This is a genomic window from Cupriavidus sp. DF5525, from assembly GCF_040149425.2.
In the GTDB taxonomy this organism is placed as follows: Bacteria; Pseudomonadota; Gammaproteobacteria; order Burkholderiales; family Burkholderiaceae; genus Cupriavidus; species Cupriavidus pickettii_A.
Genome location: NZ_CP168265.1, coordinates 984498 through 1006710 on the forward strand (window position 1 = coordinate 984498; position 22213 = coordinate 1006710).

The 22213-nt window shown below is 65.8% G+C and carries 18 protein-coding genes and 1 riboswitch; of the genes, 5 read left to right on the forward strand and 13 right to left on the reverse strand.

The genetic code is table 11. From position 1 onward, the window contains the following. The first annotated feature begins 43 nt into the window (after positions 1-43). Both ABNX08_RS04725 and ABNX08_RS04730 read left to right on the forward strand, forming a co-directional pair. Positions 44-664, forward strand: a complete 621-nt coding sequence (locus tag ABNX08_RS04725) for a DUF4136 domain-containing protein (protein ID WP_041680965.1) — start codon at positions 44-46, stop codon at positions 662-664. Positions 665-997: 333 nt separating this feature from the next. Beyond that, positions 998-3319, forward strand: coding sequence for an NADP-dependent malic enzyme (locus ABNX08_RS04730; protein ID WP_022534013.1), 2322 nt, complete (start codon positions 998-1000; stop codon positions 3317-3319). A 108-nt stretch (positions 3320-3427) separates the two neighbouring features. Here ABNX08_RS04730 and ABNX08_RS04735 read toward each other — a convergent pair whose 3' ends face one another. The 6 genes from ABNX08_RS04735 to ABNX08_RS04760 all read right to left on the reverse strand — a co-directional run bounded on the left by ABNX08_RS04735 (position 3428) and on the right by ABNX08_RS04760 (position 9074). Continuing rightward, positions 3428-3673, reverse strand: a complete 246-nt coding sequence (locus ABNX08_RS04735; protein ID WP_022534014.1) for a hypothetical protein — start codon at positions 3671-3673, stop codon at positions 3428-3430. A 239-nt stretch (positions 3674-3912) separates the two neighbouring features. After that, positions 3913-4980, reverse strand: coding sequence for a porin (locus ABNX08_RS04740; protein WP_022534015.1), 1068 nt, complete (start codon positions 4978-4980; stop codon positions 3913-3915). Positions 4981-5150: 170 nt separating this feature from the next. Then, on the reverse strand, positions 5151-5669 hold the full coding sequence (gene uraD / locus ABNX08_RS04745; protein ID WP_022534016.1) for a 2-oxo-4-hydroxy-4-carboxy-5-ureidoimidazoline decarboxylase: 519 nt from the start codon (positions 5667-5669) through the stop codon (positions 5151-5153). Further along, positions 5666-6616, reverse strand: a complete 951-nt coding sequence (gene puuE, locus ABNX08_RS04750; RefSeq protein ID WP_349609509.1) for an allantoinase PuuE — start codon at positions 6614-6616, stop codon at positions 5666-5668. Before puuE ends, uraD begins: the two co-directional genes overlap by 4 nt. A gap of 115 nt (positions 6617-6731) precedes the next feature. Continuing rightward, the gene (locus ABNX08_RS04755; protein ID WP_022534018.1) at positions 6732-8138 is read right to left on the reverse strand and encodes a nucleobase:cation symporter-2 family protein; all 1407 of its coding nucleotides are present in this window, start codon (positions 8136-8138) and stop codon (positions 6732-6734) included. A gap of 168 nt (positions 8139-8306) precedes the next feature. Continuing rightward, entirely contained in the window at positions 8307-9074 is a 768-nt protein-coding gene (locus ABNX08_RS04760; RefSeq protein WP_022534019.1) for a GntR family transcriptional regulator, read from the reverse strand. 299 nt (positions 9075-9373) lie between these two features. On the opposite strand from ABNX08_RS04760, the gene uraH reads away from it, so the two are divergent. Both uraH and ABNX08_RS04770 read left to right on the forward strand, forming a co-directional pair. Beyond that, on the forward strand, positions 9374-9727 hold the full coding sequence (gene uraH, locus ABNX08_RS04765; protein WP_022534020.1) for a hydroxyisourate hydrolase: 354 nt from the start codon (positions 9374-9376) through the stop codon (positions 9725-9727). Positions 9728-9758: 31 nt separating this feature from the next. Beyond that, positions 9759-10970, forward strand: coding sequence for a urate hydroxylase PuuD (locus ABNX08_RS04770; RefSeq protein WP_349609506.1), 1212 nt, complete (start codon positions 9759-9761; stop codon positions 10968-10970). A 214-nt stretch (positions 10971-11184) separates the two neighbouring features. Here ABNX08_RS04770 and ABNX08_RS04775 read toward each other — a convergent pair whose 3' ends face one another. From ABNX08_RS04775 to xdhA, 7 genes are all read right to left on the reverse strand, one after another. Further along, positions 11185-11760 (reverse strand): TMEM165/GDT1 family protein, encoded by a 576-nt coding sequence (locus tag ABNX08_RS04775; protein WP_349609504.1) that lies wholly within the window; start codon positions 11758-11760, stop codon positions 11185-11187. A gap of 105 nt (positions 11761-11865) precedes the next feature. Next, a riboswitch (yybP-ykoY riboswitch) is annotated at positions 11866-12021 on the reverse strand. Positions 12022-12078: 57 nt separating this feature from the next. Next, positions 12079-13236, reverse strand: a complete 1158-nt coding sequence (locus tag ABNX08_RS04780; protein WP_349609502.1) for a fatty acid desaturase — start codon at positions 13234-13236, stop codon at positions 12079-12081. A 189-nt stretch (positions 13237-13425) separates the two neighbouring features. Continuing rightward, positions 13426-14748, reverse strand: coding sequence for a guanine deaminase (guaD, locus tag ABNX08_RS04785; RefSeq protein WP_022534024.1), 1323 nt, complete (start codon positions 14746-14748; stop codon positions 13426-13428). 67 nt (positions 14749-14815) lie between these two features. Further along, the gene (locus ABNX08_RS04790) at positions 14816-15871 is read right to left on the reverse strand and encodes an adenosine deaminase (RefSeq protein WP_349609500.1); all 1056 of its coding nucleotides are present in this window, start codon (positions 15869-15871) and stop codon (positions 14816-14818) included. A gap of 54 nt (positions 15872-15925) precedes the next feature. Then, a complete protein-coding gene (xdhC, locus tag ABNX08_RS04795) occupies positions 15926-16915 on the reverse strand; it encodes a xanthine dehydrogenase accessory protein XdhC (RefSeq protein ID WP_022534026.1) in 990 nt (329 codons plus the stop codon). A 142-nt stretch (positions 16916-17057) separates the two neighbouring features. Then, positions 17058-19448 (reverse strand): xanthine dehydrogenase molybdopterin binding subunit, encoded by a 2391-nt coding sequence (xdhB, locus tag ABNX08_RS04800; protein WP_349609498.1) that lies wholly within the window; start codon positions 19446-19448, stop codon positions 17058-17060. Between the two features lie 25 nt (positions 19449-19473). Then, positions 19474-20976, reverse strand: a complete 1503-nt coding sequence (xdhA, locus tag ABNX08_RS04805; RefSeq protein ID WP_022534028.1) for a xanthine dehydrogenase small subunit — start codon at positions 20974-20976, stop codon at positions 19474-19476. Positions 20977-21207: 231 nt separating this feature from the next. On the opposite strand from xdhA, the gene ABNX08_RS04810 reads away from it, so the two are divergent. After that, on the forward strand, positions 21208-22155 hold the full coding sequence (locus tag ABNX08_RS04810; RefSeq protein WP_022534029.1) for a LysR substrate-binding domain-containing protein: 948 nt from the start codon (positions 21208-21210) through the stop codon (positions 22153-22155). Positions 22156-22213: the final 58 nt, after the last annotated feature.

The window sequence follows — 22213 nt, forward strand, 5'->3', positions numbered from 1 at the left end:
GCAAAACGGAATGGGTCCAGGGCTGTACCGGCTCTGTGGGTCGATGGCATTGCTGGCGGCGCTGTTGCTGTCGGGCTGCGCCAGCACGGTGGTGACCGATGTCACGGCATTCCGCCAGGCCGGCTGGCAGAACGAGGCGCCGCGCACCTACAGCTTCGAGCACGCCCCGGGACAGGCGGCACAGCTGGACCGGCAGACTTACGAGGCCTGGCTGGCCACGGCACTGTCCGGCGTCGGCTTCGAGCAGGTGCCGGCGAATCAGGCGCGCTACCGTGTCAGCATGGACTATGACGCCGCGCCCGGCCTCGTGCGCGTGGCTGAGACCGTCTACCCGGATTACGGCCCATGGGGCCCGTACTGGGGTCCGTACGGTTACTACCGCCCCTGGGGCCCGTGGGGTCCGTACGGACCCTGGGGGCCGGGCTACTGGCCGCCGCAGACGGTGGTGCGGGACGTGCCGGTGACGTTCTCCAGCCTGCGTGTCTATTTCATCGAGGCTGCCACCGGCAAGCGGGTCTACCAGGTGACCGCGCAGAACCACGCCGAGAACGGCACCCTGCCGGCGGCCATGCCTTACCTGATCCGCAGCGCCTTTACCGACTTCCCGGCGGAAAGCGGCCGGCCGCGCCGCGTGACCCTTGAGGTCGAGAAGAACGCCAATTAGGGCAGCTTTTTCTGCCAACTTCAGTGTCACGAAGACAGTGCGTGCAAATGCGTGCAGGGGCATGCCCCTGCACGTTCATTGCATACCGATTGGTAAAAGCAGTTTAACTAGAACATTCCGCCCAAAAAACGGCTTCCAGACTGGCTCTGGTGGCACTTTGTGCTGATCCGTGGGCTAGAATAAGTGCTCGATTTTTCCGGCCTTGTTGCCGGAATCGTCAGTTTCGCTGCCAAGATGTTTTCTTCGCTGCCGGCCTTCGATCTGATCGCGGCTGATACGAACCATGGCGGGAGAGGGACGCTTCCGGTGCGGGGCCATTTTCCGGACGAGCCAATGAGCAGCAAGACCAGCGGTGATGCACCGCAACATGCCCCGAACAGTCCTGAAGCGCAATTGCGCCTCGCTGCGCTGGAATACCACCGCAGTCCCACCAAGGGAAAGATCCAGGTAACCGCGACCAAGGCGCTGTCCAACCAGCGCGACCTGTCGCTGGCCTACTCGCCGGGCGTGGCGTATGCCTGCGAGGAGATCGCCAAGGATCCCGCCACCGCCGCGGAGTACACCTCGCGCGCCAACCTGGTGGCGGTGGTGACCAACGGCACCGCCGTGCTGGGCCTGGGCGATATCGGTCCGCTGGCCGGCAAGCCGGTGATGGAGGGCAAGGGCTGCCTGTTCAAGAAGTTCGCCGGCATCGACGTGTTCGATATCGAGCTCGACGCGCGCGACCCGGACAAGATCGTCGAGATCGTGGCCGCGCTGGAGCCCACGCTGGGCGGCGTGAACCTGGAAGACATCAAGGCGCCGGAATGCTTCTACATCGAGCAGAAGCTGCGCGAGCGCATGAACATCCCCGTCTTCCACGATGACCAGCACGGCACCGCGATCATCTCGGCCGCGGCGCTGCTCAACGGCCTGAAGGTGGTCGGCAAGGATATCGCCAAGGTCAAGCTGGCGGTGTCGGGCGCCGGCGCCGCGGCCATCGCCTGCCTGGACACCATGGTGAGCCTCGGCGTGAAGCGCGAGAACGTCTCGGTGGTCGATTCCAAGGGCGTGATCTACGTTGGCCGCGACGCCAACATGGAAGCCAACAAGGCGCGCTACGCCCAGAACACCTCGGCCCGTACGCTGGCCGACATCGTCAAGGGCGCCGACGTCTTCCTGGGCTGCTCGACCGCCGGCGTGCTGACCGCCGAGATGGTCAAGACCATGGCCGACAAGCCCATCATCCTGGCACTGGCCAACCCCGAGCCGGAAATCCGCCCGGAAGTGGCCAAGGCCGCGCGTCCGGACTGCATCATCGCCACCGGCCGTTCGGACTACCCGAACCAGGTCAACAACGTGCTGTGCTTCCCGTACATCTTCCGCGGCGCGCTGGACTGCGGCGCGACCAAGATCACGGAAGCGATGAAGCTGGCCTGCGTCAAGGCGATCGCCGAGCTGGCCGAGGCCGAGCTGAACGACGCCGTCGCCGCCGCCTACGGTGGCCGTGAGCTGAAGTTCGGCCCGGACTACATCATCCCGACGCCGTTCGACCAGCGCCTGATCGAGAAGATCGCGCCGGCGGTGGCCAAGGCCGCGGAAGAGTCCGGCGTGGCCACGCGCCCGATCCAGGATCTCGAAGCGTATCGCCAGCAGCTCACCACCTATGTCTATCACACCGGCCTGATCATGAAGCCGGTGTTCTCCGCCGCCAAGGCCGCGCCCAAGCGCGTGGCCTACGCCGAGGGCGAGGAAGAACGCGTGCTGCGCGCGGTGCAGACCGTAGTGGACGAAGGGCTGGCCCGTCCGACCCTGATCGGTCGTCCGCACGTGATCCAGATGCGCATCGAGAAGGCCGGCCTGCGCCTCAAGGCCGGGGTGGACTTCGATCTGGTCAATCCGGAGGAAGACCCGCGCTACCGCGCTTACCACGAGGCCTACCACGCGCTGCGCGGTCGCGACGGCGTGACGCCGGACATGGCCAAGGTGGCGCTGCGCCGCTCCAACACGCTGATCGGCACGATGCTGATGCACATGGGCGATGCCGATGCGCTGCTATGCGGCACGGTCGGCCGCTTCGAGGCGCACCTCGAGCACGTGCGTGACGTGATCGGCCTGGCGCCGGGCGCCAAGGTCTTCGCCGCGATGAACGCGCTGATGCTGGAGAAGCACACGCTGTTTATCACTGACACCTTCGTCAATGACGATCCCTCCGCCGAGGAACTGGCCGCGATCGCGCAACTAGCCGCCGAGGAAATCGCGCGATTCGGCCTGGTTCCCAAGGCCGCGTTGATGTCGCATTCGATGTTCGGTTCCTCGACCCGTCCGTCGGCGCGCAAGATGCGCGAGGCTGCGGCGATCCTGGCCAAGGTGGCACCGCACCTGGAAGTGGAAGGCGAGATGCAGGGTGACGCCGCACTGGACGAAGACGTGCGCCGCCACTTCCTGCCGTCGACCAAGCTGGCCGGCAGCGCCAACCTGCTGGTGATGCCGACGCTGGACGCCGCCAATATCGCCTTCAACCTGCTCAAGATTACGGGCGGGCAGGGCGTGACCGTGGGTCCGATCCTGCTGGGCGCGGCCAAGCCGGTGCACATCCTGAACCCGCAGGCGACCACGCGCCGTATCGTCAACATGACGGCAGTGGCAGTGGCGGAGAGCGGCGCGGTGCGCTGATGCGCTGAAAGCGCGGCAAGCCAGATGCAAAAAGCCGGGTCGATGACCCGGCTTTTTGCTTGATGGTGCCCCGCCGCATTCGCACGGCGCGGGCGTGTGCCGCCGTTGCTATTGCAGCACGTTGTACTGCTCGCGCATTACTACGATGATCGACTTGGCCGCGGCAAGCTGCGGGCCAAGGTTATCGACGGCTTCCTGCGGGAAATCGACCTCGGCGCTCCAGTTGCATCCGGTATGGTCAGGCTGGTGCATTCGCACCGCGTGCAGCTCGCATTCGCCGCACTCGGGGTTGTTGTCGAGGCACTGGTTCAGGATGGCCATCAGTTCGGATCGGGTCTTTGCGTAGCGCCGCATGAGTCACCTCTCTCGCTGTAGTTTTGAGGGTCCGGATCACCAATCTAGGAAGCGTCCGGAGGCGCTTCCAATTGAATCCCCCTATGAATCTTCAGTTTTCGATCTGGTGTGCGCCGTAGCATGGGATGGCGCGGTGCAGCATCGAAGGGGCGATTTTCGACAAGAAGTGACGTGAGCGCGGCAATGAAAAAGCCCGCCGGAGAGGCGGGCCGAGTACTACCGGTGAGACGATTACGTCATCAGAACTTGTGGCGCACACCCACGCCGAAGGTGTCGCCGTGCTCGATGCCGGTGATCTTGTCGTAGTAGTAGGCGGCGTACACGTCGGTGCGCTTGGACAGGTTGTAATCGTAGGCGATGGCGAAGGTGTTGCGCTTGAAGTCGCCCAGCGAGTTGTCGGTCTTGTCGTAAGCGTACGATGCCAGCAGGCTGCCGGCGCCGATCGGCACCGACGCGCCGAACTGGCCGTTGATGTGCTTGATGTCGCCATCAACGGCCGTGGTGGCGCGCGTCTTGATGTACTGGCCCTGGGCGAACAGCTTGACCACGTTGAAGTCATACGACAGGCCGACCTGGGCGGCGTCCTGGCGCGAGAAGCCGAGGCTGGCCAGGTCGGTCGGCACCTCGCTGAAGCGGACCTGCTGGTAGGCAACGGTTGCCGCGAACGGCCCGTTGAAGTACATCAGGTTGCCGCCCCACTTGTTCTTGCCCGCAGCACCTGCCTGCTCGCCGAACGCGTAGATGAAGTTGGCGGTCAGGCCGCCGAAGTTCGGCGTGGAGTACAGCACCGAGTTGTTCCAGCCCGAATCGCCGATGATGCCCGGATCGGCCACGTTGCCGCTGACCGCGCCGAAGTAGGTGTGGAAGATCGCCGGCGAGAACACATAGGAGTCGATCAGCGGGTTGAACAGGATGGTCGACACGAAGTACGGCGTGGTGTTGCGGCCGAGCTTGATGGTGCCGGCCTTGTCGTTCTGCAGGCCGACAAAGGCATTGCGGCTGAACATCGAGTCGCCGTTGAAGCGGCCGCTGTTGCCGCTGTCGGTGCGGAAGAAGCCGTTCAGGTCGAAGATGGCCTTGGTGCCGCCGCCCAGGTCTTCGGCCCCCTTGATGCCCCAGTAAGACGTCTGCATCCCGCCAGAATTGGCGACCCATGCGCGCTCGCCCGAGCCCGGGCTCTTGACGCCGCCGATGAACATGTCGGCCTGGCCGTAGAGCGTGACGCTCGACTGGGCCATGGCCGCGCCGGAAAGAAGGGTAGCCGCTGCTGCCGCCAGCTTCAATGCCGGCTTGTACTGCTTCTGCATGTTAAGACCTCCGTGGTTTCGATCCTGCTTGGAACGTTGTGTACTGGGTCCCTGTCGGGTTCTTATCGTGTTGTTTTGCTTTTTTATTTGTGCCGCCTGGCTTGGGCTCGGTGTGGGATACCGGCGGCATCGGGGTACAGCGTTTTTGTTATGCAGGCGACGCTTTTTTCTCAGGCGGATACTAAGTCGTCAAGCCGAAACTGAGCAATGCGATGGATCTGGTTGATGCACGTTTGCAACTCGTCTTGCGGCGAGTTTTCGAGGCGGCGCGCGAACTCCGCGATGATCCCGTGACGGTCGTGGCCGCGCACGGCCAGGATGAACGGAAAGCCGAACTTCTGGTTGTAGGCGGCGTTAAGCGACTGCAGGCGGTCGAATTCCTCGGGCGTGCACAGGTTCAGGCCGGCGCCGCTCTGCTCGCGCGTGGACTCGGCGGTCAGCTCGCCGCGCACCGCGGCCTTGCCGGCCAGCTCGGGGTGGGCGCGCACCAGCTTGAGCTGCGCGGCTTCGCCGGCTTCATCGACGGCCTGGCGCAGCGCCTGCGCCAGCGCGGCAGCGTCGGCAAAGGGGCGCTGCGCGGCCGCGGCCTCGGCAAACCAGGGCGAATGTTCGTAAATGCCGCCCAGCACCTGCACGAATTCCGCGACCGGCATGAGGTTCAGTTGGGCGATGGTATGGGTCTGGCTCATGCTTGCTTCCGGGGAGTGTAGGGATGGGTTTCTGTCCAGTGGCGGGCGATATCGACACGGCGGCAGATCCACACCTTGTCGTGTCCCTGCACATAGTCGAGGAAGCGCTGCAGCGCGCGGAATCGGCCCGGGCGGCCGAGCAGGCGGCAGTGCATGCCGATCGACAGCATCTTCGGGCTGTCCAGCCCGTTGGGATCGCCTTCGTCGTACAGCACGTCGAACGCGTCCTTCAGGTACTGGAAGAACTGCTCGCCGGTGTTGAAGCCCTGCGGCGTGGCAAAGCGCATGTCGTTCGAGTCCAGCGTGTACGGCACCACCAGGTGCGGCTTCTTCTCGCCGCCGGTGACTTCCACCTCGGTCCAGAAGGGCAGGTCGTCGCCGTAGTAGTCGGAGTCGTACAGCAGGCCGCCATGCTCGACCACCAGGCGGCGCGTATTGGGGCTGTCGCGGCCGGTGTACCAGCCCAGCGGCATCTCGCCGGTCAGCTCCTTGATGATCTGCATGCCGATGCGCATATGCTCGCGCTCGGTGGCTTCGTCGATGCCTTGGTAGTGAATCCAGCGCCAGCCGTGGCAGGCGATCTCGTGGCCGAGTTCGACGAAGGCGCGCGTCAGCTCGGGATGGCGCTGCAGTGCCATCGACACCCCAAAGATCGTCAGCGGCAGGCAGCGCTTCTCGAACTCGCGCAGGATGCGCCAGACGCCCGCGCGCGAGCCGTATTCGTAGATGCCCTCCATGCTCATGTGGCGGTCGGGGTAGGCCGCGGCGCCTACGATCTCTGAGAGGAACTGTTCAGAGGCCGCGTCGCCGTGCAGCACGCAGTTCTCGCCGCCTTCTTCGTAGTTGAGCACGAACTGCAGCGCGACGCGCGCGCCGCCCGGCCAGCGGGCATGGGGCGGCTGCGCGCCGTAGCCGATGAGATCGCGTGGATAGTTCTCTTTTGTCATGTGTCGTTGCTTGCTTCAGGAGACCGGCCGGCACGCCGCGGCGCCCGCAAGTGCCGCAAAATACGCAATCAACGTGCCAGTCATGTCCGGGCGCGGCCGCGCCCGGCTACTTCAGTTACTCGGTGCCGTGCGAATTGGCGGCGGCGTTGCGCATTGCCTCTTCGCGCGACTGGATGCCGTTGTAGAACAGGTTCAGTGCCACGGCCACGATCGTGCCCAGCACGATGCCGCTGTGGGTGAACGGCCCCGTCCACTTTGGCAGGTACTGGAAGAACGTCGGTGCCAGCGTCGGGATCATGCCGGCGCCGATCGAGATCGCGACGATGAACAGGTTGTGGCGGTTGCGGTTGAAATCGCACGAACCCAGGATGCGGATGCCGGTGGCGGCCACCATGCCGAACATCACGATGCCGGCGCCGCCCAGCACGAACTGCGGCACCGAGGCCACCACGTGGGCCATCTTGGGAAACAGGCCGAAGGCGATCAGGATGATGCCGCCGGCAGCGGCCACGTAGCGCGAGCGCACGCCGGTCACGGTCACCAGGCCCACGTTCTGCGAGAACGAGGTGTAGGGGAAGGTGTTGAAGACACCGCCGATCACCGTGCCCAGGCCGTCGGCGCGCAGGCCGCGGGTCAGGTCTTCGTTGCTCAGCTTCTTGCCGGTGATGTCCGACAGCGCCAGGAACATGCCGGTCGATTCCACCAGCGTGATCAGCATGACGATGCACATCGACAGGATCGCGGTCAGCTCGAAGGTCGGCATGCCGAAGTGCAGCGGCGTGATGACGGCGACAAAGCTGGCTTCATCCAGGCCCTCGAACGAGACCTTGCCCAGCGCCATCGCCACCAGCGTGCCGGCGATGATGCCGAGCAGCACCGCGCAGTTGGCCACCAGGCCGCGGCCGTACTTGGTCAGCAGCAGGATGATCAGCAGCGTCAGCCCGGCGATGCCGAGGTTGGTCAGGTCCCCGTAGGCGAGGTTGGGCACTTCCTTGGCCACGCCGTCGATCACCGCGCGCGTGGTGGGCTGGCCGCCGGCCGCCCAGTTGATGCCCACGCGCATCAGCGACACGCCGATCAGCGTGATCACCGTGCCGGTCACCACCGGCGGGAACAGCCCGAGCATGCGTCCCATCATCGGCGCGATCAGGATGCCGAAGATCCCCGACGCGATCACGGCGCCGTAGATGCCGAGCAGGCCGACATTGGGATCGGTGCCGATGGCGATCATCGGTGCCACCGAGGCAAAGGTCACCCCCATCATTACGGGGAGGCGGATGCCGAATTTCCAGAAACCGAAGGCCTGGATCAACGTGGCGAGGCCGGCCGCGAACAGGTCGGCATTGATCAGGAACGCCAGCTGGTCCTTGGGCAGCTTGAGCGCGCCTCCCACGATCAGGGGCACGGCAACCGTGCCGGCGTACATCACCAGAACGTGCTGCAAACCGAGCGCGAGCAGGCGCCCTGAAGGCAAACGCTCGTTGGTGAGGTCCGTGGGGACCGTGGTGCTTGCTGAATTCATTGGTGCGTCTCCTCTCCTTTGGTTTGATGGGAACGCCACTGTCCTGGCCGTTGGTCCTGGGTGATCACCGGACGCATGTAGGCCTGTCGTCTCAGCACTCTGTGGTAGCCGGTGCTGTTTGCGGTCAGGCGTGGCCTTGCTTTTGGGAGCGGTGGCGGGAACACCGTGCTAGGTGGAGCGGCCTAGTACGCTGCGAAGATCGAAGCTGCCCGGCTCGTCTGGTTGCACGCGGTCCGCACAGGCGCCAAGGTGGTGCGCCATGCGCGACTGGGCCAGCGCGGCATCGCCCTGTTCCAGGGCGTCGAGGATTTCCTCGTGTTCGTCGAACGAGCAGGCGTTGTTGCCCGGGGCTTCCACGCTGGCGATCATCAGCGTGGTGCGCGATACCAGCCGGCGCATCATGTTGACCAGCAGGGCGTTGCCGGACAGTTCCGCCAGCGCCGTGTGGAACTCGGCGGACAGGCGGATCCATTTGGGGCGGTCATGCGTGAGAAAGGCCTGGCGCTCGCTGGCCACCATCTTGCGCAGCGGCGCGATCACGGTCTTGACGTCGGGCATGGCGGCGAGCTTGTCCAGCACCGCACGCTCCAGCATCTGGCGCAGCTCGAACATGTCGTGCGCCTCGTCGGTGGAGGGGCTGGCGATAAAGGCGCCGCGGTTGGGTTCGAGATCGACCATGCCATCGGCCGCGAGATGCGACAGCACCTTGCGCACGGTGTGCCGCGCGGTGGCATAGATTTCGCAAAGCGAATGCTCGGTGAGCTTGGTGCGCGGCGGCAGCCGGTGCTCCATGATCGCGTCGTAGATCTCGTGGTACATGCGCTCTTCGACCGAGCCTTTGCGGGCGGGCTTGCCCGGCTTGGCGGGGTTGATCTCGGTCGGCTCGGTAGCGGCAACATCGGCAACACCGGCAATCAGCTTCAGGCTCTTGGACATCGTGGCACCAGCAGTCAGTCAGGGCACCGTGAATCCCGGGTATCAGGGTACGGTGATCCAAAAATTGTTGACAATTATTTGGTTGGGGCCCCAGAATTGTCAACAAAACCGAGTCAGGTTTTCGACAACTCAGGGTAATCCCTGAATTGCCAACCGGGTGGGTGCAGGCGCATTGTCGCCACGCACCAACCCAGCGCCGGGATGCGTTACCAGACGTACCGAGCGGGCACCATTCCCACGAATGGTGCTAGTGAAGGCAGCGGCGCCCCTCACAACCCAATCGCAAAAGGATAAATACGATGGGACGCTTGACCACCCACGTTCTCGACACCGCTGCCGGGACGCCCGGACAAGGCATGTCGATTACTCTCCATAAAATTGTCGACAATCGCCGCGAAACCCTGAAGACCGTGGTCACCAACCACGATGGCCGCTGCGACCAGCCGTTGCTGGAAGGCGCCGACTTTGCCGTCGGCGTGTATGAGCTGGAATTCGCTGCCGGCGATTACTTCCGCGCGCAAGGCGTAAAGTTGCCCGAGCCCGCCTTCCTGGACGTGGTGCCCCTGCGCTTCGGCATTGCCGACGTCAACGCGCACTACCACGTGCCACTCCTGGTATCGCCCTGGTCGTATTCGACCTACCGCGGCAGCTGAAGCGGTGGCATAGGGAAACAGGAGACAAGACATGGAAGGCTATATCCTCGACTGGGCCAATATGCTGCTGCGGTGGGTGCACGTCATCACCGCCATCGCATGGATCGGCTCTTCGTTCTATTTCGTGTGGCTGGACAACAGCCTGACCAAGCCCACGGCGCCTGACCTGAAGGACAAGGGCGTCGACGGCGAACTGTGGGCCGTGCACGGCGGCGGCTTCTACAACCCGCAGAAGTACCTGACCGCACCCAAGGCGTTGCCGGAGAACCTGCACTGGTTCTACTGGGAGTCGTATTCGACCTGGATGAGCGGCTTCGCGCTGCTGGTGGTGCTGTACCTGTTCAACGCCAGCACGTACCTGATCGACAAGAACGTGTTCGACATGTCGCCCGGCGCGGCGGTCGGCTTTGCGGTGTCGTACCTGCTGATCGGCTGGATCGTCTATGACGGCATCTGCCGTCTGTTCGGCAAGAACGACCGCCTCGTCGGCATCCTGGTGGCGCTCTACATCGCTGCCGCTGCCTATGTGGCCTGTCATATCTTCTCGGGCCGCGCGGCGTTCCTGCTGACCGGCGCGATGGTCGCCACGATCATGAGCGCCAACGTGCTCGCGTGGATCATTCCGGGGCAGCGCAAGGTGGTGGCGGCACTGAAGGCCGGCCAGCCGGTGGACCCGATCCACGGCAAGCGCGGCAAGCAGCGCAGCGTGCACAACACCTACTTCACGCTGCCGGTGCTGTTCGCGATGCTGTCGAACCACTACAGCATGACCTACGCGCACAAGTACAACTGGGTGGTGCTGATCCTGATCATGCTGTCGGGCGTGCTGATCCGCCAGTTCTTCATCCTGAAGCACAAGGGCAAGATCAACGTCCTGTGGCCCGCCGCCGGCGTTGCCGCGCTGGCCGTGGTGGCGGTGATCATCGCGCCGCAGCCCCGCCCGACCGTGGCCAAGGGCGCAGGCGGCGAAGCTGCCGTGGCCGCCGTCAGCTTTGCCAAGGTGCAAGAAGTGATGAACGCCCGCTGCGTGCAGTGCCACGCCGAGCAGCCGAAGATGATGCCGACCGCGGCCAAGGGCATCAAGCTCGAAACTGCAGAGGACATCAAGACCCACGCGCAGCTGATCTACCAGCAGGCGGTGCAGCAGAAGGCGATGCCGCTGGGCAACGTGACGCAGATCACCGACGACGAGCGCGCGCTGCTGGGGCAGTGGTTCGAGGGCGGTGCCAAGACCACCAACTGAGTCTGATCTGAGCGTATTGGGGCCGGCTCGGCGAGCCGGCTCGCGAAATCCGAGCATCGGTGATCGACGGTCCGGAGGGCTGCGCAGTCGGCAGCCGTCAGTACCGGACCGGCGAGGGTTTGAACGGGGCCTTGTGCCCCGTTTTTTTGTTTGGTGTATCGGAGGCTGTCGCTGCGGGGCCGAAGTCAGGCCTGCGGCCAGCCTGTGCCGAGACTCACCCCCCGATATTCAGCAACGCCAACACCCCCAGCACCACAAAGATCGCCGCCGCAATCTTGTGCACCAGCCCGATTGGCATCTTGTTGGCAAACTTGTCGCCCAGCAGCACAGCCGGCGCATTGGCGATCATCATGCCGAGCGTCGTACCCGCCACCACCGGAACCACGGCGTCGCTGAAGCGCGCTGCCAGTGCCACGGTGGCGATCTGCGTCTTGTCGCCCATTTCGGCAAAGAAGAACGCGACGATGGTGGTGCCCAGGATGCCGATGGCGCCTTTCACCGGCTTCGCCTGCTCGGCATCATCCAGCTTGTCGGGAATCAGCATCCACGCGCCCATCGCGATAAAGCCCAGGCCGAGGATCCAGCGCAGCAGGCTTTCGCCGATCACATGCGTGATCCAGCCGCCGAGCGCACCGGCAAAGCCGTGGTTGACCAGCGTGGCGATCAGGATGCCGAGGATGATCGGGACGGGCTTGCGATAGCGCGCGGCCAGCACCAGCGACAGCAATTGCGTCTTGTCGCCCATTTCAGCAAGGGCGACGATGCCTGTGGAGACGAGGAAGGCTTCCATGTTGTTATGTGGGATAACCGGGCCGCAATGCATCGCGAGATGCCAATGACGCACACCTTTCCCGGCCCGGCCAGAAAGGTATGGTCATCGGTCTCGCCAGGCATGGACGCTGCCGGGCCAATCACAACAAGGCCGGCGGGTCCAGAGCTGCGCACGCCATAACCGCAAGCGGTCAAGTCTGTTGACGTACGCCCCTGTCCCCCGATGTCCGCATTGCGCGGCGCGGTGAGAGCAGGGCGGCTACTCCCCAATGGAAGCTGAGATTATAGCGGCGGCGGCGGCGATCGTCCACCGCCGACAGGGCAAAGGTGTGGCCGTTCAGGCCGGTACGGGCGCGTTTCCGCTGGTCTGGCGGCCGCGGAAATCGGTCCAGCACAGCGCCTTGAAGTCATACAGCTTGCAGCGGCGTGCGGTGTCGAAGTACCAGCGCCACGAGAAATTCTCGATGATGATGCGGCCCGGCAGCGCGTGTTCCAGCAGCGCCTGGGCGCGCTTGAGGCGGTACAGCGGCACGCTCATGTCGACGTGGTGGGCGGTGTGTTCCATGATGTGGTGCAACGCGGCGCCGATGCCGTGGCGGAAGCGCAGGTGCACGGTGGTCGAGACAAACGGCTGCGCCTTGGCCCACATCGCCTTGGTGTCGTACCACGCCACGCTGGTGTGGGTGTGGTGCACGTAGAGCACGAAGCCGACGGTGATGTTCCACACCAGGAACGGCAGCACGAAACCGGCGCCGACCAGCATCCACGCCGACTGGCTGGTGGCGAACGCCAGCCCGACCAGCGCGCCGATCCACGCCAGCCCGAAGGCCGCCACCAGCGCGCAGTCGCCCAGGAAGATCGGGCGGCGCGTGGCCATCTGGCGCTTGCTCGGGAAGAACAGCTTGCACCACCAGATCTCGACCAGGTAGTACAGGCCCGGGCCGAAGCCGGTGCGGTAGATGCGCTCCATCACGCGGCGCCAGCGCGGCAGCGCGTTGAATTCTTCCAGCGAGTAGGGCGCCCAGACGAAGTCGAAGCCTTTCAGGTTGGTGTAGCCGTGGTGCACCACGTTATGGCCGACTTCCCACAGGCTGTAGGGCGTCAGCGACGGCAGGAAGGTCAGCCGGCCCAGCCATTTGTTCAGGCCGCGGCGCGGCGTCAGGCTCTGGTGGCAGGCATCGTGGCCGATGATAAACAGGCGTGCGATCACCAGGCCCGCCAGCACGCCCAGCGCGAGCTTGGCGGCCCCGTGCTGGGCCAGCACCACGCCGGCCAGCACGGCGGCGAACAGCAGGTAGTCGAAGGCGAACAGCGCCAGCGCGCGCGGCGTGCTGCGCTGGCCGAGCGGAATCAGCCAGCCGCGGATGATCTTGCGCGAGGGCAGCGGTGCGTCCGGTGCGATCGGCTCCGGGAGGGGCGCGCCGTCGGGTGCGGCGCGTTTGGCATGGGCGGCATGGGGGGCATGCTCGGGATGCGCGGATTGGAATGCGGTCATGCGGAACCTTCTGGTTGCGGTCGGATTGGCGTCGGCGCGCAGCCGATGCGGATCGGGCGCGGCAGACCGCAAAGGTTAGAAGGCTTTGCCGGGAATGATCTTGACGGGCGTCAAGCCGGTGGGACGCAGGAAGCGGTAAACGCACGCCCGCCGCGTGGCGGCGGGCGCTTGCAGGCGAGATGTGACGGATCAGGCGGCCGGCACGTGGGCAGCTTCGCCCATCACATAGACGTTGTCGATCACGCGGTCATCGCCCAGCATCGCGAAGGCGAAAAGTTCTTCTTCCAGCGTTTCGGAGCGGTTGCTGCGGCGGGCGATCAGCGGCGTGGCCTTGGGGTCCAGCACGATGAAGTCGGCCTCGCAGCCTTCGCTGAAGCTGCCGACGCGGTCGGTCCAGCCCAGTGCCTCGGCGGCCGCGCGCGTGGCCAGGTAGAACATGCGCAGCGCGGTCAGGTAGTAGCCGCCCATGCGCGCCACCTTGTGCGCCGCGTTCATGGTGCGGAACATCGAGAATGAGGTGCCGCCGCCCACGTCGGTGGCCAGTGTCACGTTCAGGCGGTTGGCGTCGGACTGGTGGAAGTCGTAGAAGCCGCTGCCGAGGAACAGGTTCGAGGTGGGGCAGTGCGCCACCGCGGCGCCGCTGTCGGCCAGGCGGCGGCGGTCGTCCTGGTCCAGGTAGATGGCGTGACCGTACATCGCACCCGGGCGTAGCAGGCCGTAGTGGTCGTAGACGTCGAGGTAGCTGCGCGCATCCGGGAACAGCTCGGCGACCCATTTGACCTCGTCGCGGTTCTCGGCGACGTGGGTCTGGATAAAGGCGTCGGGGTAGGCGCGTGCCAGCTCGCCGCAGGCGGCGAGTTGCGCTTCGGTCGAGGTCGGCGCGAAGCGCGGCGTGATGGCGTAGCCGAGGCGCCCCTTGTTATGCCAGCGCGACATCAGGTCGGCGGAATCCTGCGCACCGCTCTCGGCGGTGTCGCGCAGGAACTCGGGGCAGTTGCGGTCCATCATCACCTTGCCAGTGACCATGCGCAGGTTGCGCGCCTCGCTCTCGGCAAACAGCGCCTCGGCCGAGGCCTTGTGCACCGTGCTCCAGACCACCGCGCTGGTGGTGCCGTTGCGCAGCAGTTCTTCGGTGAAGAAGCCGGCCACGCCGCGCGCGTAGTCGGGATCGGCAAAGCGGCGCTCTTCGGGGAAGGTGTAGGTCTCGAGCCAGTGCAGCAGGCCCGGCGATGGCGACGCGATCATGTCGGTCTGCGGGTAGTGCACGTGGGTATCGATAAAGCCGGGCACGATCAGCTTGCCGCGGTGGTCGACGATCTCGGCGTCGGCCGGGATGCGCGCGGCCAGCTCGGTGTAGTCGCCGGCGGCGGCGATGCGCCCGGCCGTGACGATCAGCACCCCGTCGTCCCAATACTGATACGCATCCTCATGGAACTGCGGGTCGCGCAGGAAATGCAGCACGCGGCCGCGGATGGCGCGGGTCAGGGAAGGGGTCTTGGGGGTGGTCGTCATGGTTTGTCTCTTCTGGCCGGCCTGCGCGCAATGCGCTGCAGGCCGGACTATTGGCATGCGCCGACGCTCAGGCCGCGGGGGCCGTGGCGGGCGGGGAGTTGGGCGGGCTCGACCAGAAATGGTCGACTTCCGCCAGGTACTCGGCCTTCTGCATGGCAGGCAGGAAGGCCGCTTCAAAGCTGTTGCGCGCGAGCTTGTGGGCATCGGCCGCGTCCAGCGGCAGCGCATCGAAGGTGGCTTCCCAGTTGGCGTTCATATAGCCGCCGAAATAAGCCGGGTCGTCCGAGTGCAGCGTGATCAACACGCCCGCATCGAGCATGCGCTTGAGCGGGTGGTCGCGCAGGTCTGGGTAGACCTTTAGCTTGACGTTCGACAGCGGGCACACAGTCAGCGCCACCCGCTCGCGCGCCAGGCGTTCGACCAGCGCCGGATCGTCGATGGCATGCACGCCGTGGTCGATGCGCTGTACCTTGAGGATATCGAGCGCGTCGGTGACATACTGCGCCGGGCCTTCCTCGCCCGCGTGGGCCACCAGGTTCAGGTCCAGCTCACGCGCTTTTGCGAACACGCGCGCGAATTTCTCGGGCGGGTTGCCCTGCTCTGACGAATCCAGGCCGACGCCGACGAAACGGTCGCGGTAGGGCAGCGCGGCGTCCAGCGTGGCAAAGGCGTCTTCCTCCGACAGATGGCGCAGGAAGCACAGGATCAGGCTGCTGGAGAAGTCATACTCAGTGCGCGCCTGCGCCAGGGCATCGGCGATGCCGTCGATCACCACGCCGATCGGCACGCCGCGCGCGGTATGGGTCTGCGGATCGAAGAAGATCTCGGCGTGACGGACGTTGTCGGCGACGGCGCGCTTGACGTAGTCCATGGTCATGTCGAAGAAATCTTCCTCGGTCAACAGCACGCTGGCGCCGGCGTAGTAGATATCCAGGAACGACTGCAGGTCGGTGAAGGCGTAGGCGGCGCGCAGTGCCTCGACGCTCGGGTAGGGCAGCGCGACCTGGTTGCGCTGGGCCAGCCGGAAGATCAGTTCCGGCTCGAGCGTGCCTTCGATATGCACATGCAGTTCGGCCTTGGGAGTGCGGCGGATCTTGTCCGCGAGCGCGGCATCGATGGTCATGGGGGCCTCGGTTCTGGGCTTTTCTGTACCTTCCGGCGGGCCGGCGGCACGGGTTCAGGGATGCACCGCCTCCGGGCGGCCGGCACGCAGCGCGGCGAGGCGCTGTTCGCGGACCTGGAGCAGCTGGGCGACGATGGCTACCGCAATCATAGCCGGAGCCTTGTCGATGATCCCGGGAACCCCCATGGGGCATGTCATTTCCGCAAACCGGGCCGGGTCGATGCCGTGCTCGGCCATGCGGTGTTCGAAGCGCGCGCGCTTGGTCTTGGAACCAATCAGCCCGAAGTAGGCGAAATCGGTGCGCTTCAGGATTTCTTCGCACAGGGTCTGGTCGAGCGCATGGCTGTGCGTCATGACCAGGAAATAGCTGCCCGCGGGTGCCTGCGCGACCACGGCCTCGGGCGTGTCGCTGGCCTCGGCCTCGACGTTGTCGGGCAGGCCGCCGGGGAACAGCGTGTCGCGCTCGTCGACCCAGTGCACGCGGCATGGCAGCGTGGCCAGCACCTTGACCAGCGCATGGCCGACATGGCCCGCGCCGAACAGCACCACGTGCATGGCGTCGGGCACCAGCGTGTCGATCCAGCTGCCGTCGGCGTGCAGCACGACGCCGGGGATGACGGCTTTGCTGTCCGCCTGCGCCACGGGCCCGCTGGCTGGCACGTGCCGCTGAAGCGACTTGCCAGCGGCGAAATTGCGCTCGATTGCGTCGAGCCAGCCCAGGTCGGCTTCGCCCAGCACCTCGAACGCCAGTTGCACCACGCCGCCGCAACATTGGCCGAGCGCCGGACCGAGGGGAATGCGCTCGATACGGCGCGCTTCACCGCGCACCAGCATCGCGCGCGCGATATCCATGCCGCGCCACTCCAGGTGGCCGCCGCCGATGGTGCCGACCAGGTCGTCGGCGCTGACCAGCATGCGGATGCCGGGCTCGCGCGGCGCGGAGCCCTTGACCTCGACGATGGTGACCATCGCTACCGGCACGCCGGTGCGCACCATGCGGGCGGCGTCGGCGAAGCGGAAGGGTTTGAGCGGTGCGTCCTGCATGTCGGGGGCCTTGTGGAGGTGCTTGGTATTGCTTGTGTCAGAGGTGGCGCGCGCCTGCTTCTTCCGCCGGCCCCTCGCCTGTCGACGCAGACGAGGGGGGAAAGTCCGGGGCGCCCGCAGGCGCGCGCTTCCTTGCCATCGATCAGGCCGTCGCTTCGGTTGCTGATTCGGCTGCTGATTCGGTTGCCTGTGCCGCGGCCTCGCGCACGGCTTCCACCGCGTCAAGGATCGCCTCGCTGGTGGCGGGTGCCTGCAGCGGCGGGTTGATGCGGTAGTCGCCCACCGCGGCAATCGCGTCGCGGATCGCGAAGAACACCGAGAACGGCAGCAGCAGCGGCGGCTCGCCCACCGCCTTGGAGCGGTGGATGCTGTCCTCGACGTTCTGGTTCTGGTACAGGCGCACGTTGAATTCCTCGGGGCAGTCGTTGACCGTGGGAATCTTGTACGTGGACGGTGCGTGCGTCATCAGCTTGCCGTCCTTGTTCCACCACAGTTCCTCGGTGGTCAGCCAGCCCATGCCCTGGATAAACGCGCCCTCCACCTGGCCGATGTCGATCGCCGGGTTCAGCGAGCGGCCGGCGTCGTGCAGCGCGTCGGCGCGCAGCAGCTTCCATTCGCCGGTCAGCGTATCCACCAGCACCTCGGAGCAGGCGGCGCCGTAGGCGTAGTAGTAGAACGGGCGGCCGTGCAGCTTGCTCTGGTCCCAGTGCAGCTTGGGCGTGGTGTAGAAGCCGTCGGACCACAGCTGCACGCGCGACACATAGGCCTCGCGCGCCAGGTCGCCGAACGACAGGCGCAGTTCGCCCGCGCAGACCAGGTCATCGTTGAAGCGCACTTCCGACGGTTCCACGCCGGCCTTGCGCGCCGCAAACGCCGCCAGGCGCTCGCGAATCTGGCGCGCGGCGTCCTGCGCGGCCTTGCCGTTCAGGTCCGCGCCGGTCGATGCGGCGGTGGCCGAGGTGTTGGCCACCTTGCTGGTATCGGTCGCGGTCACGCGCACGCGCTCCATGCGGATGCCGAGTTCGTGTGCCACCACCATCGCCACCTTGGTATTCAGGCCCTGGCCCATCTCGGTGCCGCCGTGGTTCACCAGCACCGAGCCGTCGTTGTAGACGTGTACCAGCGCGCCGGCCTGGTTGAAGTGCGCCACGTTGAACGAGATGCCGAACTTCACCGGGGTGATGGCGATGCCCTTCTTCAGGATCGGGCTCTGCGCGTTGAACGCGCGCGTGGCCTCGCGGCGGGCGCGGTATTCGCTGGTCGCCACCAGTTCGTCGATCAGTTCGTGGATGACGTTGTCTTCCACGGTCTGGCCATAAGGCGTGACGTTGTTCTCCGTCTTGCCGTAGAAGTTGGCGCGGCGCACGTCGAGCGAATCCTTGCCGACGTTGCGGGCCACGTTGTCCAGGATGTACTCGACCGCGAACGCGCCTTGCGGGCCGCCGAAGCCGCGGAAGGCGGTGTTGCTCTGCGTGTTGGTCTTGCCGCAGTAGCCGTCGATCTGCACGTTCGGCAGCCAGTAGGCGTTGTCGAAGTGGCAGATGGCGCGGGTCATCACCGGACCCGACAGGTCGGCGGAAAAACCGGCGCGCGACACCATCTCGACCTTGACGCCCTCGATGCGGCCTTCATCGTCGTGGCCGACTTCATAGTCGAACAAGAAGTCATGGCGCTTGCCGGTGATCATCATGTCGTCGTCGCGGTCCGGGCGCAGCTTGACCGGGCACATCAGCTTCCAGGCAGCCAGCGCGGCGCAGCAGGCGAACAGCGCCGACTGCGACTCCTTGCCGCCGAAGCCGCCGCCCATGCGGCGGCACTCGACCAGCACCTGGTGCGCATGCCAGCCCAGCATGTGCGAGACCGCGTGCTGCATTTCGGTCGGGTGCTGGGTCGAGCACCACACGTGCATGCCGTCGTTCTCGCGCGGCGCGGCGTAGGAGATCTGGCCTTCCAGGTAGAACTGTTCCTGGCCGCCCAGGCGGATCTTGCCGCTGTCCTGGTGGGCGGCGCTTGCGATATGCGCGGCGGCTTCGCCACGCTTCAGGTGCATCGGCGGCAGCACATAGCTGCCGGCCTGGTGCGCGGCCTCCGGCGACAGCACCGGCGGCAGGTCCTCATACTCGATCACGCCCAGTCGCGCCGCGCGGCGGGCCGCATCATGCGAGCTCGCCACCACGATAAAGACCGGCTGGCCGATAAACTGCACCACGCCGCGCGCCAGGATCGGATCATCGTGGATGATCGGGCCGCAGTCGTTGCTGCCGGGGATGTCGTCCACCGTCAGCACGGCGACCACGCCGGGCGCGGCGCGCACCTTGTCGAGGGAGATCGACTGGATGCGGGCGTGCGCGCGGGTGCTCATGCCGAGCGCGGCGTGCAGCGTGCCGGCCAGCTCGGGGATGTCATCCGTGTAGGTGGCGGTGCCGGCCACGTGCAGGTGGGCGGATTCATGCGGACGCGAGATGCCGACCTGCGGAACCGGTTCGGCGGCGACGCTGGCGTCGAGCAGGAAGGGTTCGGTTTGCTTGTTCATGCCGATGCTTTCCTTTTTCTCTGGCTCAGGCCGTGACGATGGCAATGGCGCCGGCGCCAGGAGCGCGGACGTTGACAGCTGCCGCAGGCAGCGCTTCATTGCTGGTTTCCAGCCAGAAGCGGTACAGCAGGTTGGCGGCGCCGCGGCTGCGGTACGACGCGGTCGCGCGCATGTCGGACAGCGGCGTGTAGTCCTGCGCCAGCGCGGCCATGCCGGCGCGGGCAGTGGCTTCGTTCCACGGCTGGCCGGTCAGGGCCGCTTCCGTGGCGGCGGCGCGCTTGGGCGTGGCGGCCATGCCGCCGAAGGCGATGCGCGCCTCGCTGACGATGCCGTCCTGCACGGTGATGCCGAATGCGGCGCACACGGCGGAAATATCCTCGTCAAAACGTTTGGACAGCTTGTAGGTGCGGAAGTGCTGCGGGCCCGCCACCGGCACGCGCAGCGCGGCGACGAATTCGCCCGGCTGCATCGCGGTCTTCTGGTAGGCCAGGTACAGGTCTTCGAGCGGCATTGTGCGGCGGGTTTCGCCGTGTTGCAGCACCACTTCCGTGCCCAGCGCGATCAGCGCCGGCATCGAGTCGCCGATGGGCGAACCGTTGGCGATATTGCCGCCCAGCGTGCCGGCATTGCGGATCGGCAGCGAGGCAAAGCGCTTCCACATTTCTTCCAGCTCGGGGTGGGAGGCGTTCAGCGCGGCATAGGCTTTCTCTAGCGTCACGGCGGCGCCGATCTCGATCATGCCGTCGCGTTCCCCGATCTGGTTAAGGTCTTCCACCTGGCCCACGTAGAGCAGGTTGCCCAGCTCGCGGAACTGCTTGGTCACCCACAGGCCGACGTCGGTGCTGCCGGCCAGGATGCGGATATCGGGCTGCGCCGCCTTGATCGTGCCGAACTCGGCCGCGGTGCGCGGAGCAAAGAACTCTTGCCCTTGCGCGCGGTAGCGGAAGGTCTCGCCGCGCTTCAGGTTGCGCAGCGTCTCGGCGATCTGCTTCGGGTCGAGCTTGTCGGCCGCTGGGGCGGGCAGGGCCATCATGCGCTCGCCGGCGTCGATGATCGGGCGATAGCCGGTGCAGCGGCACAGGTTGCCGGTCAGCGCGTCGCAGATGGTCTGGCGCGAAGGGGATTCGCCGCCGGGCGTGTGCTGCTGGTACAGCGCCCACAGCGACATCACGAAACCCGGGGTGCAGAATCCGCATTGCGATCCGTGGCATTCGACCATGGCTTCCTGCACCGGGTGCAGCGTGCCATCGGCCTGGCGCAGGTCTTCGACCGTGATCAGGGCCTTGCCGTCGAGCGTGGGCAGGAACTGGATGCAGGAGTTGACCGCCTTGAATTCGATGTCGCCGCCGTCCTGCAACTCGCCGATCACGACGGTGCAGGCGCCGCAGTCGCCTTCGGCGCAGCCTTCCTTGGTGCCGGTGCAGCGCGCGTCCTCACGCAGGTACTGCAGCACGGTGCGGGTAATGGGGGCGTCGGATACTTCCTTGACCTGGCCGCGATGGAAAAAGCGGATGGTTTGCGTCTCCATGGTCTTCTCTCTTTTGGTGATGGCGGAAACATAGCACCCCGGCCTTTCATGCAATATTCGGCCCAGGTGATATGCGCCATCAGCAGGCACGCCGGTCGGTGCCCCTCCGCACGGAGCCAGCGCTGCCAGCCGGGTGCAATTTGACCGATTGTGGGGTGCGTGTCATACACTATGCGCCGTTCCCATCCCCCACGCCACCCATCTGGCCCCCGCCGGAGGGCCGCCATCGCCATGCACGGACGCGACCATCTCGATACTTATTTGCTGCGGGTGCTGCACACCCTGCTGACCGAGCAGAGCGTCACCCGTACCGCCGTACGCCTGGGCCAGTCGCAGCCCGCCATCAGCAACACGCTGAAGCGGCTGCGCGAGATCACCGGCGACGCCATTTTGGTGCGGGGCAAAAACGGCATGGTGCCGACTGAGCGCGGCCGCGAACTGCTGGCGCTGGCCGAGCAGAGCCTGGCCGCGATGGACCGCATCGCCCGCCCGCCGCAGCAGTTCGACCCCGCCACCACCACGCGCACCTTCCACCTGGGCGCGCCGGACTACCTGGACGCCTTCTTCTTGCCCAATATCGTCGAGCGTGTGCGCCGGCTGGCGCCTGGGGCGAAGCTGTTCGTGCATCCGATGACCTCGTCGTCGGATTTCCTGGAGGACCTGGAGCAGGGGCAGTTGGATATCGTGGTCGGCAACTGGCTGTCGCCGCCCGAGCACCTGCATATCTCGCCGCTGTTCGACGACGAGGTGGTGTGCATGCTCGGCGCGCAGCACCCGCTGGCGCGCAAGGGGCTGACGCTCAAGCACTACCTGGAGATGCCGCACCTGGCGCCGGCGCCCTATGCATCGATGCAGCGCAGCATGATCGACCAGGCGCTGGCCGAGCAGGGCTACAAGCGCAATATCCAGGTGACGTTGCCGTATTTCGGGCTGGTGCCGTATGTGCTGATGAAGACCGATATGGTTTTCACCACCGGGCGCCAGTTTGCGGCGCACTATGCGCAATACCTGCCGATCCGGATGGTGCCATCGCCGGTGTCGTTCCCGCGCATGCGCTTTTACCAGCTCTGGCACGAGCGCTGCCATGCGGCGCCGGATGTGATGTGGATGCGGCGGATGATCGCGGAGGTGGCGACAGACCTGCCGCAGTTGCCGCGGCTGGAGACCGAGGCGGGCTGAGGCAGTGGAAGACGGAGCCACGGATCGACTAAGGCTCGCCTCGCCTGCTACTGCGCGG